The organism is Microbacterium sp. TPD7012 (genome assembly GCF_003075395.1).
In the GTDB taxonomy this organism is placed as follows: domain Bacteria; phylum Actinomycetota; class Actinomycetes; order Actinomycetales; family Microbacteriaceae; genus Microbacterium.
Genome location: NZ_QDFV01000004.1, coordinates 465,214 through 477,770, shown reverse-complemented (window position 1 = coordinate 477,770; position 12,557 = coordinate 465,214). Strand labels below are relative to the sequence as shown.

The 12,557-nt window shown below is 62.3% G+C and carries 18 protein-coding genes; all 18 read left to right on the top strand.

From position 1 onward, the window contains the following. The first annotated feature begins 3 nt into the window (after window positions 1-3). The 18 genes from DC434_RS13840 (at window position 4) to DC434_RS13760 (ending at window position 12,410) form a co-directional block, all read left to right on the top strand. Window positions 4-1,440, top strand: coding sequence for a phage portal protein (locus DC434_RS13840; RefSeq protein WP_165808071.1), 1,437 nt, complete (start codon window positions 4-6; stop codon window positions 1,438-1,440). Continuing rightward, window positions 1,349-2,026, top strand: coding sequence for a hypothetical protein (locus tag DC434_RS13835; RefSeq protein WP_133192812.1), 678 nt, complete (start codon window positions 1,349-1,351; stop codon window positions 2,024-2,026). The genes DC434_RS13840 and DC434_RS13835 overlap by 92 nt, the downstream gene beginning before the upstream one ends. Window positions 2,027-2,109: 83 nt before the next feature. Next, a complete protein-coding gene (locus DC434_RS13830; protein WP_116635850.1) occupies window positions 2,110-2,592 on the top strand; it encodes a hypothetical protein in 483 nt (160 codons plus the stop codon). 24 nt (window positions 2,593-2,616) lie between these two features. Continuing rightward, window positions 2,617-3,543 (top strand): phage major capsid protein, encoded by a 927-nt coding sequence (locus DC434_RS13825; protein ID WP_116635849.1) that lies wholly within the window; start codon window positions 2,617-2,619, stop codon window positions 3,541-3,543. Between the two features lie 2 nt (window positions 3,544-3,545). Beyond that, window positions 3,546-3,680, top strand: a complete 135-nt coding sequence (locus tag DC434_RS20440; RefSeq protein ID WP_279303214.1) for a hypothetical protein — start codon at window positions 3,546-3,548, stop codon at window positions 3,678-3,680. 65 nt (window positions 3,681-3,745) lie between these two features. Then, the gene (locus DC434_RS13820; protein WP_116635848.1) at window positions 3,746-4,210 is read left to right on the top strand and encodes a Gp19/Gp15/Gp42 family protein; all 465 of its coding nucleotides are present in this window, start codon (window positions 3,746-3,748) and stop codon (window positions 4,208-4,210) included. Next, window positions 4,210-4,548 carry a hypothetical protein gene (locus DC434_RS13815; RefSeq protein ID WP_116635847.1) on the top strand — a complete coding sequence of 113 codons (339 nt, stop codon included), beginning with the start codon at window positions 4,210-4,212 and terminating at the stop codon, window positions 4,546-4,548. Before DC434_RS13820 ends, DC434_RS13815 begins: the two co-directional genes overlap by 1 nt. After that, window positions 4,548-4,793 carry a hypothetical protein gene (locus DC434_RS13810; protein WP_116635846.1) on the top strand — a complete coding sequence of 82 codons (246 nt, stop codon included), beginning with the start codon at window positions 4,548-4,550 and terminating at the stop codon, window positions 4,791-4,793. The genes DC434_RS13815 and DC434_RS13810 overlap by 1 nt, the downstream gene beginning before the upstream one ends. Window positions 4,794-4,795: 2 nt before the next feature. Next, the gene (locus DC434_RS13805; RefSeq protein WP_116635845.1) at window positions 4,796-5,188 is read left to right on the top strand and encodes a hypothetical protein; all 393 of its coding nucleotides are present in this window, start codon (window positions 4,796-4,798) and stop codon (window positions 5,186-5,188) included. 76 nt (window positions 5,189-5,264) lie between these two features. After that, window positions 5,265-5,846, top strand: a complete 582-nt coding sequence (locus DC434_RS13800) for a hypothetical protein (RefSeq protein WP_116635844.1) — start codon at window positions 5,265-5,267, stop codon at window positions 5,844-5,846. An 82-nt stretch (window positions 5,847-5,928) separates the two neighbouring features. Beyond that, the gene (locus DC434_RS13795) at window positions 5,929-6,201 is read left to right on the top strand and encodes a hypothetical protein (RefSeq protein ID WP_116635843.1); all 273 of its coding nucleotides are present in this window, start codon (window positions 5,929-5,931) and stop codon (window positions 6,199-6,201) included. Window positions 6,202-6,338: 137 nt separating this feature from the next. After that, window positions 6,339-6,569, top strand: a complete 231-nt coding sequence (locus DC434_RS13790) for a DUF5361 domain-containing protein (RefSeq protein WP_116635842.1) — start codon at window positions 6,339-6,341, stop codon at window positions 6,567-6,569. Window positions 6,570-6,605: 36 nt separating this feature from the next. Further along, the gene (locus tag DC434_RS13785; RefSeq protein WP_165808070.1) at window positions 6,606-8,507 is read left to right on the top strand and encodes a tape measure protein; all 1,902 of its coding nucleotides are present in this window, start codon (window positions 6,606-6,608) and stop codon (window positions 8,505-8,507) included. Then, the gene (locus DC434_RS19970; protein WP_133192811.1) at window positions 8,507-9,259 is read left to right on the top strand and encodes a hypothetical protein; all 753 of its coding nucleotides are present in this window, start codon (window positions 8,507-8,509) and stop codon (window positions 9,257-9,259) included. Before DC434_RS13785 ends, DC434_RS19970 begins: the two co-directional genes overlap by 1 nt. 13 nt (window positions 9,260-9,272) lie before the next feature. Continuing rightward, complete coding sequence (locus DC434_RS13775) at window positions 9,273-10,349, top strand: hypothetical protein (RefSeq protein ID WP_133192810.1); 1,077 nt, start codon at window positions 9,273-9,275, stop codon at window positions 10,347-10,349. A 71-nt stretch (window positions 10,350-10,420) separates the two neighbouring features. Further along, on the top strand, window positions 10,421-11,269 hold the full coding sequence (locus DC434_RS13770) for a hypothetical protein (protein ID WP_116635838.1): 849 nt from the start codon (window positions 10,421-10,423) through the stop codon (window positions 11,267-11,269). A gap of 28 nt (window positions 11,270-11,297) precedes the next feature. Then, window positions 11,298-12,086, top strand: a complete 789-nt coding sequence (locus DC434_RS13765) for a M23 family metallopeptidase (protein ID WP_165808069.1) — start codon at window positions 11,298-11,300, stop codon at window positions 12,084-12,086. A 33-nt stretch (window positions 12,087-12,119) separates the two neighbouring features. Beyond that, window positions 12,120-12,410, top strand: coding sequence for a hypothetical protein (locus DC434_RS13760; protein WP_116635836.1), 291 nt, complete (start codon window positions 12,120-12,122; stop codon window positions 12,408-12,410). Window positions 12,411-12,557 lie beyond the last annotated feature (147 nt).

Here is a 12,557-nt window from a genome sequence, read left to right as displayed (position 1 = left end):
AATGTGAGTGATGTTCTGACAGCCGAAGATGCGGCTCTGTTCATCCAGTGCGCGAACAAGTGGGATAACCGGCGCGAGTCGAACGCCACCCGCTCGATTTACTTCGATGGCGAAGCCGCTTTGAAGGATTTCGGCATTTCGCTGCCGCCGCAGATGCGCTCTATTTCTGCCGCGCTCGGCTGGCACGGGAAGGGTGTTCGCGCGGTGACGGATCGGTCGCGCTTCGAGGGAGTCGTTTCCGCGTCCGGTTCCGAGGATCCGTTTGAGATCGAGCAGATTCTCGCTGACAACCAGTTCCGATCGGAGTATCCGCAGGCGAAGGTATCCTCTGCCGTCCACGGATGCTCGTTCCTTACGGTGTCGATGGACTCCGGGCGACCGATGATTCATGCGGTGTCTGCGGACACAGGTGCCGGCGTGTGGGATACGAAGCGCAGGCTCCTCAAGGCGTTCCTTGAGATCGTGGAGATTGACGAGCAGAAGCGCCCGTCGCTCATGGTGTTGTACACCCCTGAGCGGGCCATCACGGTGGCTATCGATCAGGGCAAGCCGGTCGTCGTAGATGTGGTTCGGAACCCGCTTGGTCGCGTAACGGTCTTCGCACTGCCGTACAACCCGGAGTTGCGTCGACCACTTGGGCACTCCCGTATCTCGCGGGCTTCCATGTACTTCGCAGACGCTGGCTTGCGCACAATCGTGCGGGCAGAAGTCTCCGCTGAGTTCTACTCGGCACCTGAGTACTTCCTGTTCGGCGCCGACGTTTCCGGCTTCGCGGGTGACGACAAATGGACGGCTCTCATGGGTCGCATCAAGGCGTGGGACTACGATTCCGTCGCCGGCGAGGATGCGCCCACGCTTCACCGTTTCAATGGCGCGTCTCCGCAGCCTCACACCGATCAGTTGCGCATGTGGCAGGCGCTTTTCGCGGAGGATCAGGATCTCGAGGTGAAGTTCGCGGACTCGTCGAACCCGTCGAGCGCGGATGCGATCTTCGCTGCGAAGGAATCACTCATCACGGTCACCGAGGATGCCAACGGTCGCTGGGATGCCGCCGCGGTCCAGGCCTTGCAGACTGCGGTGATGTTGCGCGACGGCTTGCGTGAGCTGACGCCTGAGTTGCGTCAGCTCACGATCCGTTCGACTGACCCGCGCATTGTGTCCCCCACTGGGCGTGCCAATGCCTACACGCAGATCTCGTCGGTAGATCCCGTGTTCGCCACGTCGCGTGTCGGTCGGGCCTACGCAGGTCTCACTCAGCCGCAGATCCTCGAGCTTGAGGCGGCCGAGAAGAAGGCCGCATCAGCATCTCGGTTGACGTTGCTGGCAGAGGCGGCGAGGGGGTTGCGCGATGGCAACAGCAACGCAGGTGGCCGAGTTCAGGCGAGCGAATCAGGATCTGGCGATTCTGGCGCAGTCGCAACTGCAGGACTTCCTGTCTAGCTTTAACCTCTCGGGCGATCCGGCTCGGGTGAGGAACGCGCTGTTGGCGTTCTTCCCCGAGCTGGTCACCGAGTACGGCGACATCTCAGCGTTGCTCGCCGCCGACTTCTACGACATGTTGCGTGACGTTCCACCGTCCGCAGCATCGTTCCAAGCTGCATACGCGCGCCCCGTTGACCCCGCAAAGGCCGAGGGGAGCGTCAGGTGGGCCGTGGGGGCGCTATTCGCTGAGGATGCACCTGTTTTCACTTCTCAGATTCTGGGAGCCACACAGCGGCTTGTGACACAGCGCGGTCGGGACACAATCTTCGACAATGCGGGCCGCGATCCTGTGCGCACTTCGGTAGCGCGAATTCCTTCAGGCACCGACACGTGCACGTTCTGCATCATGCTCGCGTCTCGCGGCGCCGTATATACCGATCTGGTTTCAGCCGGCGAGATGAACGACTTCCACGACCTGTGCGACTGCGTGCCCACGGTGATCCGCTCGAAGCGTGACTACCCCGAGGGCCATGACGTAGCGAAGTTCACAGATCTGTACACCAGCGGGCTCGGCACTGGCCGATACGCAACCGCTGAGGGCTGACGACCATAACCGTCTAGTTTTCCTGCCGTCGCGATGGCGTCAGGTCGGTGCGGTGCGATGCCGCGTGTCAATGGAGGATGCAAATGGCTGATGAAACGACTGCTGTAGAGACTCAGGAGTCCGCGACGGACACCGATGAAGCTCTGGGCGAGGGCGGCCTGAAGGCTCTGAAGGCAGAGCGCGAACGTGCGGCGGCGGCTGAGAAGTTGGCGTCGGAGCGTGAGGCGAAGCTGAAGGAGTACGAGGACCGCGACAAGTCGGAAGAACAGAAGACGCTCGATCGAATCGCGGCCGCTGAGAAGCGCGCGCAGGATCTCGAGCTGACCGCGAACCGTGCCACGGTCGCCGCGACCACTTCTGTCCCGATGGACGTTCTCGCAGGCCCCAAGTCGGGCTCGCAGGAAGACATTCAGGCATTTGCGGATGCGCTCATTGCGTGGCGTGGGGAGCCGGTTCAGGAGCAGGGCGAGCGCGAGTACTCGATCCCTGCTGCTGGTCGACGCCCCGAGCTCGCGCTGAACGGCGACGGCATCGAGTCGGCGCTGAAATCTGCTCTCGGCATCTAGCCGAGCAACGTTCCAGGAGGAATCATGGCAATCACTGCCGCAACCAAGACCAGCGACTTCGCTGGCTTCCTCAAGCCTGAACAGGCTGAGGATTACTTTGAGCAGGCGCGCCGCCAGTCGGTCGTGCAGACGCTCACCCGTCAGGTGCCGCTCGGCATCAACGGTCAGGAGATCCCGGTCGTCACGACCAAGCCCACTGCGGGCTGGGTCGCTGAGGGTGGGCAGAAGCCCGCCACTTCGGGTGCGGTCGGGCTCAAGACGATCACGCCGAAGAAAATCGCGGCCATCGCCGTGGTTTCGGCTGAGGTCGTTCGTGCCAACCCGGCGAACTACGTGAACATCTTCCGCGATGACATCGCAGAGGCGTTCGCCGTCGCATTCGACGCTGCGGCACTGCACGGCACCAACTCGCCGTTCGGCGCGGGCAACAACATCGATGCGACCACGAAGGTCGTCGAGATGGGGACGACTACACAGGCGAACGGTGGCATCTACGGCGACCTCAACGCCGGCCTCAAGCTGCTCGTAGACGCGAAGAAGAAGCTCACGGGCTTCGCTCTCGACACGACCGCCGAGCCGCTTCTGAACGGCGCTGTCGACCTCAACGGTCGTCCGTTGTTCGTTGAGGCGCCCTACGAGAACACCGCGCTTGACGGGGGCCGTCTGCTGCGTCGGCCGGCTTTCTACGGTGAGGGCATCTCCACTCCGATCGTCAACGGCACCCCCAACACGGGCGGCATCGTCGCCTACGGTGGCGACTGGTCGCAGGCCGTCTGGGGATCTGTCGGCGGCATCAGCTACGACGTGTCCACCCAGGCCACGGTCACGATCAACGGCGTGCTGACCTCCCTGTGGGAGAACAACCTCGTCGCGATCCGCGCCGAGGCCGAGTACGGCTGGCTGGTGAACGACGCTCAGGCGTTCGTGAAGTACACCAACCACACGGCCTGATCATGGCGCGGCTGACGCATCCCGAGACCGGGACGGTGGTGCACGTCGAGGGTGACCTCGAAGAGCAGTACAAGTCTCAGGGCTGGGAAGAAGACCAGGACGACAAGCCAGCGCGCAAGCCGCGGGCGAAGAAGTAGCAGGGGAGGGGCGCGGAGCTCATGTTCCGCGCCCCCACCTTGACCGATCCACACGAGGGGGCATCATGGCATCTTGGACAACTCCGGAGGATGTCACCGACGCGTGGATCGGTGAGGGTGCACCGACCGATGATGAGTCGATCCAGAACTGGATCGATCGTGCTGAGAGGCTGATCCGACGACGCGTGACTGATCTGCAGGAGCGCATCGACGCTGAGGCTGAGGAAGTTCCACCTCGCACCGATCTTCTAGAAGCGGCTGTCGACGTGACCGTTGCAATGGTGATCCGAGTTTTCAGGAACCCGGACGGAACGCGTCAGGTCAACACGACGACAACGACCGGGCCGTTCTCGGACACTCGATCGCAGACATACGGCGGCGATGTGCCGGGTGGACTGGGTTTGACGGACGAGGAGCTGGGTGCGCTTCAGGGTGCTTCGGCCGGCGCATTCAGCATCGAACTGATCCCTTCCACCTCGCCATTTAGTTCGTCATACTGGCCGTATCCGTGGCCACAGGAGACCATCTGATGTTCCGGGTGATCAGCGAGTACGTGCTGCATGAGGTGTTCGACCCTGGCGCCGTCGATGCGCATGGCAACGAAACCGAGGATTGGCTTCCTGGCGTTGAGGTTGGCGTGTACGCGTTCGATCCAGGTTCTTCATCCGAACCTCGCGAGGCTGGTCATGACCGCGTGATCGTTGAGCCGACCCTGTACTTCCCAGCTGAAACAGTCTTCGATCCGCACGACCGGGTGACTGCTCGAGGCAAGGTGTACGAGGTTGAGGGCGAGACCCGAGAGTGGGTACACCCGACTGACTCGACTCGGCGTGCGAACGTGGCGACTCTGCGAAGGGTGGATGGCTGATGGCGAAGTCGCAGATCAAGTGGAATCTGCGTGCGTTCCGCGAGCTCCGCCTTGAGCCTGGCGTCATCGACGATCTCGGTGAGCGGGCTGATGCTATCGCGGACGCTGCTGGTCCTGGATACGAGGCCTCAACGTTCGAGGGGAAGAACCGTGGCCGCGCTTCGGTGATCACCGCCAATGCGAATGCTCGCCGCGACAATGCGCGCAACCAGACGCTGATTCGCTCGCTTGATGCCGGGAGGTGACCATGGCTGAGGTCATCATCGCCCCCGACGCCGAGGGTAGAGCGGTCGCGTACCTCAAGGCAAGGTTCACTGCTCTCGGAGACTCGGCCAAGGTCGGCACGAAGTTTCCCGCAACGGGCTCGTCGCGATTTGTGCGCGTAGTCCGTGCGGGCGGCGTCAGCGAACTTGCCTATGACCACCCTCGACTGGTGTTCATCTGCTCGGGCAGCTCGAGCGTGACGGCGGAACGGCTCTGCTCCCTCACCCGAGCTCTGGTGCTCGCGTGGGCGCGACTGTCTGACGACGTGACGCGCGTTCAGGATGCCGGCGACATGGCTTACGTTCCTGATCCGGATAGTGGTCAGGATCGGTACCAGTTCGCCGTTCAGGTGGACATGAAGATGTCCGCAATCTAGGTCAGCAAACCAATCAGGCTCATCCGTCCGGGTGGGCCTTTTCTTATGCCCGCTGCGGCGGGGAAGGAGGCCCATCGTGGTCAACACTGTTGCGAACGTTGCCGCCGGAAAGCCGCTGGCATCGGGCGGGATCTGGCTCGCACCTATCGGTTCGACGGCGCCGACGACTGTCACCGCTGCTCTCGATGCGGCGTACAAGTCCGCCGGCTACATCGGCGAGGATGGCGTCACCGAGGGTGGCGAGCGGTCGACAACGAAGATCAAGGCGTGGGGCGGCGATGTCGTCAAGGTCGTCCAGGATGAGCACTCTCTGACGTACACATTCCGTTTCATCGAAGCGATGAACGGTGACGTTCTCGAGGCTGTCTACGGCCCCGACAACGTGACGACCACGGAGGCGACCGTCTCCACTGGCACGATCCACCAGGTGCAGGTCACGGGCGAGTCCCTCCCGCACTTCCAGATCGTGTTCGAGATCAAGGATGGCGACAACCGCATCCGCATCTCCGCGAAGGACGTGCAGATCACCGAGGTGGGGGAGATCACCTACTCGGACGGCGATGTCATCGGCTACGAGGTCACCATCGAGTGCTTCGCAGACGGAAACGGCGTCAAGGCCACCAAGTGGCTCGACAACGGGGTCTTCGACGGAGCATGACAGACGCCGGGGGTGTGGGTTTTCGTGCTGACCTCCCACATCCCCGGTTTCATTCAGGTCAGCACCAACGAAAGGTCAGCACATGACTCTTGAGAAGTTCCACCACACGGTGGGCAAACAGAAGATCACGCTCCCGAAGTTCGATCAGGTGTTCACGACGTTCGGCGAGGTGCGTGAGTTCCGTCGTCTCGATTCGGGAGAGCAGATGTTTGCTCTTATCGAGAAGGCGGCAGATGCGGCGAATCTAAAGAAGATCGACGCGCTCACCGTTCCTGAGGTGAAGGACCTGCTCGTCGCGTGGCAGCGGGATGCGGGCGTGACGGTGGGGGAATCTTCGGCCTCTGCGACCTCGTAGACGAGTTCCCGGAGGCCGTCGAATACGACGTTCTGCGGCACGGTCTGCGGCTTCGCGATCTGGGCACAGATCGGCTCTCCTGGCGGGATCTACGGATTCTTCTGACACAGCAGAAGCCGGACGAGTCGGCGCTGTGGATGGAGCAGAACCCGGATCACATGTGGGGCCTGAACGAGTTCCTGTTGGCCGATGTCGCTGACTCTCTTCACATGCTGTTTTGGGCGAAGACGAAAGACGGTTCCAAGAACCGCAACCGCCCGAAGCCGATCGAACGTCCGGGTCGTCGACCTGAGCGGATGGGCAAGAAACCTCTTCCGCTGGACGAGATGGCCGTGTGGCTCGCTGAGCGGGTGCCAGTAAGCGCGTAGTCCCCTCCGGGGACAGAAATGTCCCTGGAGGTGGCTATGGCCGTCGAACTCGCCACCGCGTATGTGAGCATCGTCGCCGACACCAAGGGCCTCGCGGGCTCGATTTCCAAGGGCACGTCCGGACTCGATTCTCAGTTGGAGAAGCGGGGCTCCAGTCTCGGCGGGTCGCTGATGAAGGGGCTCGGAGGCGCTGCCCTCATTGGTGCAGCAGCGGTGGGCGCTGCAGCTGTCGGGACTCTCGGCGTGGCCCTGACCAAGGGTTTCGCACGCCTCAACTCCATTGATCAGGCCACGGCCAAGATGGAAGGCCTTGGCTTCGCGGCGCAGGATGTCGACGGATTGATGGCCAACGCGCTCGAGTCCGTCAAGGGCACCGCATTCGGGCTCGGCGATGCGGCCACGGTCGCCGCCCAGCTTGCCGCCACTGGTATCGGTCCTGGCGAAGAGATGGCGTCCACGCTCAAGACGATCGCGAACACCGCCGCGGCTGCTGGTGGGTCGATGGATGAGATGGGTTCGATCTTCGCGAAGGTCGCATCCACGGGTAAGGCGCAGAACGACACTCTGCAGCAGCTTTCTGACCGGGGTATCCCGATCTATCAGAAGCTCTCCGAACTGTTGGGCGTCTCCACTGATGAGGTGTTCGAGCTCGCCTCAGCCGGCGAGATCTCGTTCGCCGAGTTCTCGGCAGCTGCCGAGGCTGCGGGTGGGAACGTTGCGGCCGCAATGGGTGGCACCGTGCAGGGCTCGTTCGACAACCTGCAGGCTTCTCTTGGACGCATCGGTGCGGGTCTTCTGGGCGGCGTTTTCGATCAGATTGCCCCATTGCTGCAGACCATCACTGCGAACCTTGCACCCCTTGAAGAGAGGGCCGCCACCTTCGGCGCAACGGTCGGCGAGCTGATCAAGGTGGTCTCGGTCGGGTTTACCGGCAACCTCATGGAAGAGGACTCGTTTCTCCCGCTTGGCTTGGTGAAGAACGCGATCACATTCGGCGAGGTCTTGCGTGGCATCTTCGATGCAGTGGGGCCGCTGATTGGTCAGATCTTCGAGCTCGGCACACAGTTCTCCCCCGTGCTTCTGGCGTTCCAGGTTCTCGGTCCGGTCATCCCGCTTCTCGCGAGCACGCTGGGCGAAGTGGCTTCTGTCATCGGTGGCGCGCTGGGACAAGTGCTGGCCGCGTTGATGCCGGTGCTCACCCAGGTTGTCGGGGTCTTCTCACAGCTACTGGCGCAGATCCTTCCGCCACTGATGCCGATCATCACTCAGCTTGCGGGAATCATCGCGCAGGTTCTGCTTGCGGTACTTCCGCTGATCGATCCGCTGATGCAGCTGATCACTGCAATCTTCCCGATCTTGCAGACCGTGATCGCCGCTCTCATCCCGATCATCCAGGGCGTTGTCGACACAATCAGCGCCATCCTTATCCCGGTTGTTGACACTCTTGTCGCCGTCCTCGGCGGTGTGATCACCTTCCTCACAGGCGTCTTCACAGGCGACTGGGAGAAGGCGTGGCAGGGGATCCAGGACATCTTTGGTGGCCTATTCGAGGGGATCGTGAATATCGGTAAGGGAGTCCTGAACGTCTTCATCGACATCATCAACGACTTCCTCAACGCGCTCAATGAGGTCGGCAACTTTGTCTCTGACGTCACGGGCGGAACGATCGATTTCTCGGTGCCAAAGCTCCCCCACCTGGCGGAGGGTGGAACTGTCCTCCCTCGCCGGGGTGGCACGCTCGCGGTTCTCGCTGAAGCGGGTCGCGCTGAGTCGGTCGTGGACACCGGGTTGCTGAACCGCGCTCTCGCTGAGGGTATCGGCGGGTCTGGTTCGGGCAGGTCGGTGCAGATGGACATTCATCCTGCGCCGGGAATGGATGAGACGACTATTGGTCGTATCGCTGCGGAGCGGTTGGACTACGAACTGCGGGGTGCCTGATGCGTGCTGATCGTCGCGCCCGCATCGGGAGTATCGAGTTTCAGGGTTGGCCCGCTGACCATCATGGCGACTGGTTCGTCCTGGACCCGGATGGCATCAAGAGCTTCTGGGGCGGGGTGGACGTTCGGCGTGAAGAGATCGCGCGTCCGTCTGCTCATGGTTCGTTCGACATGCAAGGTTTTCTGTCGCCGCGTGTCATCCCGGTTTCTGGTCACATGTCGTCGCGTACTCCTGAGGGTCTTGAGCATATGCAGGCTCGGCTTTCGGGGTTGCTTGCTGATGGCTCGTCGTCTCGGTTGGCTATGGAAGGCCCGCTGGGTTCTCGCTGGTGCGATGTGCGGTTGGCGTCGGCCACGCAGATGACTCAACTGGATGCGACGACGGCTCGCTTCCTCGTCACGTTCTGGTCGGCCGATCCACGGACTTACGGCGAGGTCCGGGAGTTCCCCGCCGGGACTGCCGCCGCTCAGCGTGGCAACTTCCCCGCCACACCGCGCCTCCTGGTCGGCGCCGGCACTGGTGGCTACACGGTCACTGGTCCTGGTGGTCGTGTGGTGACGGTGACGACGGCTCCTGCTGGTGCTCATGAGATCGACTTCGCTACGGCGGGGTTGTTCCTGGGTGGTGTCCGTCAGTCGAATGCGATCGGTACGTATCAGCCGTGGACGATTCCACCGGGTCTTCCTGGTGTGACGGCGACGATCAGTAGTGCTCGAACTCTCACGCAGAGGGTGACCGACACGTTCATGTAGAAGCGAGGTTGTTGTGGCCGAGCTTCTGACTCATGTGTGTGACGGCATCACTGGCGTAAAGGTGGATACGATCCCGGCGTCTGCTCGGTCGTATGAGCGTCTTCTGTCTGCCGGCGATTCTGGGTCTCGGGCGACGGTTCCGCTGGATGGTTCGTTCGGCAAGGCGGCACTGAAAGCACTTCTGCATCCGTGGCGGTACATGCTCGCGTTCGAGCGTGACGGTCAGATCGAATACAACGGGTACATCCATGGCCGCACGTACAAGCGTGGATCGAGCATGGTGAACGTCCCGCTGGGAGATCTCTGGTCTCTGATGAACACGCGCCTGGCCGTGGATCACTCCGAGGAGCACGTCGAGGAGTGGGCCGAGACGGTCGTCGGAGTTCTCGGTGTCCATCTGAACACTGGGCTTGTGTGGGCGCGCGATTCGTACACGGGCACGCCTGATGCGTTCTTCCCGCTGACGATCCCGGGCGTCGCACCGTCAGGACCGTCTGTCTCTCGCACCTACTTCGGGTATCACCTGACGACGGTGACGGACTACCTGAATGACCTGATGGAACAAGGGCTGGACATCTACTTCCGTCCGGGCTGGGGTGATCCGGGCGCGGTCGGGTGGGTGACGAACTCTGGTGTCCCGTGGTCGTCGGGTGCAACGAGTGAGTTCTCTGCAACGGCGGACGAGTCTCCGGTCACAGGGTTCTCCGAGACGATCGACGGCATCCGCATGATGAACAACTCGATCCGTGTTGGCGAGGGTTCTGAGGTTGACATGTTGGCGATTTCGAATCTCGATGTGGGTTCGGCGTTGCCTCTGCTTGAACGGGTCACGCAGTCGAAGACGGTCACCTCGACATCGCAACTGTCGATGATGGCGGGCCAGGATCTGGTCACCTATGGCCAGCCGACAGAGCAGTGGGATCTGCAAGTGACTGCCGACACGCAGGTTGACGTGGGCGACACTCTGCGTCTGCGTTTCGATGGTGACCCGTGGATTGATGACGGCTGGTACACGCGTCGCGTCGTGAAGATCAGTGGCGACATGTCCGACACGAAGACGGTTGGCGTTCAGCCTGTGGGGGGTGCCTGATGGTTCATCATCCAGGGCGAGGTGCTGCCGCGGATCAGAAGCGCGCGCAACGCAATCAGGGTGTTGCGACGATGCAGAACACGTCGATTTCTCGAGCGAACTTCACGGTTCGTGATGGTGGGCACATCATCATCGAGAACGGTGGCCTTGATGTCACGGGGTCGGCGAACATCACTGGCGCACTGAACGGCTCGGGAACGATCGATTGGACGGGTCCGTCGATCTTCCGCGGCACTCTGAACGTCACGGGCAATTCGGCGTTCAGCGGCACGATGTACATCGGCGGCGTCACGACCCTGGCGACGACGCTGAATGTCCTGGGTGGGCTGATCCAAGCCGGCGCCGTTACGATCACGCCGACCGGTGGTGGAATGATCCAACTCGGGTCTCTGCAGATCGACGGCGACTTGGGTGGCACGATCCGGTCCTCGGGCACCGTGTACCTGACTGGTGCGGCCTCCACTTCCGTCCGCGTTACGGGGCTGCTGGCTGCGAGTGATGCGCTGGTGCTGGGGAAGATCACGGCGGGCGAGCTCGACGTCGTTGGCCCGAAGTCGTTCCGCATGGTGCACCCGTCGAAGCCTGAAACGCATTGGCTGCGTCATGGTTCCACGGAGTCTCCCGTCTCGGGCATCGAGTACTGGGGCAACGAGGTGTTGGGCGCTGATGGCAAGTTCGTCGTCGAGCTCGCGGACTACTTCGAGGATCTGGCGAAACCGGAGAACCGGAGCGTACTCGTCACGGGCAGAGGTTTCAACGCCGACTGGACCGACATTGAGGATGGCAAGTTCACGGTCACTGGGACTCCAGGCGGTCGTTTCTCATGGCTGGTGAAAGCGGAGCGGTTCGGTGGCGACTTCCTGCTTGAGGAAGAGAAGCCGACCGAGGAACCCGAGGAGTGGAGTGACGACAATGGGTGATCTGCTTCTGCCTGTTGGCCCGCGCAGCATGAGTTCGTGGGCATCGCATCAGCGCCGGTCTCCGCGTTCATCAGAACCGGGGACGGACTTCTTCTGCCCGATCGGCACACCTGTTCTCGCGCCGGCCAATGGTCGCATCTACGACACCGGCAACTCGATCGTCCCCGCGACAGGTCGATGGGTGGGTGTCGACCTCGACAACGGGATGCGCTTCCGAGCCATGCACCTGTCATCCATCCGTCGCGCGTCCGGGTTCGTTCGCCGGGGTGAAGTCCTCGGATGGTCTGGCGCGTCGGGGTATGGCGAAGAGGACTGGTCGTGGAACGTCGCCGAGACGGGTGGCGCACACACGCATGTGACGCTCTGGCCGACGCACGCTTCGAACTTCGGCTACGACCGCAACGGTCGGCCTTACACGGTCGACTTCATGGACTACGCAGACACATCAGGTTCCGCCAGCGGTGGCGGAGGAGACGAGGACGACATGAGCGCGCGCGCAGAGCAGCAGATCGACGCGGTGTACAAGGCACTGTTCGGCCCCAACAACGGCGAGACGGCAACAACCAGTCCGCTCGGGTGGCAGAACGTGTACGGCGATGTTCAGTCGTCCGCATATGGCCTCCTGCCCATCGTGATCCACAACCAGACACTCATCGCTTCACAGGCAGGACGCCTCGCTGCGATCGAGGAAGTCGTGGAGCAGCTCGCTCAGGGTTCGGGTGCCGTGCTCGACATGAACGCGATCTCTGCGGCGGCCGAGCGGGGCGCGAAGAAGGCACTAGACGGACTGGTGCTCACGGCTGACGTGGAAGGTTGATGCGCGCGAAGGCAAAGCGGGGAGGGGGCCAACATGGACATCGTGTCCCTCTTCGCTGATGCGAACATTCGCGACATCGGCGCAACGGCCTTGCTCACCATCGTCGTCATTCTGATCCTCACGGGTCGACTGGTGCCGAAGAGTGTGGCTGACGCGTGGAAGAACGCGTACTTCACGGAGCAGGCATCGGGGCGCGAGAAAGAGAAGCAGATCACTCTCCTCGCGAGTTCGACCACCGTGTCTGCCCGTGTTCTTGATGCTCTCCCCTTGAAGGGGGGTGACTCGGATGCTGAAACGACTGTTCCGAAAGATCGTCGGCGCTGACTGGGATGCCGCTGAGGCGGCGCAGAAAGACGCGCAGGCGTCATTGGATACGGCACGAGCTCGAACCGTGGAGATCTCGCAACTGGCGGGGCGCATGCACGAGCACGGTGTCGTCAATCACATTGGCGAGCGGGTAGAAGCCGCATG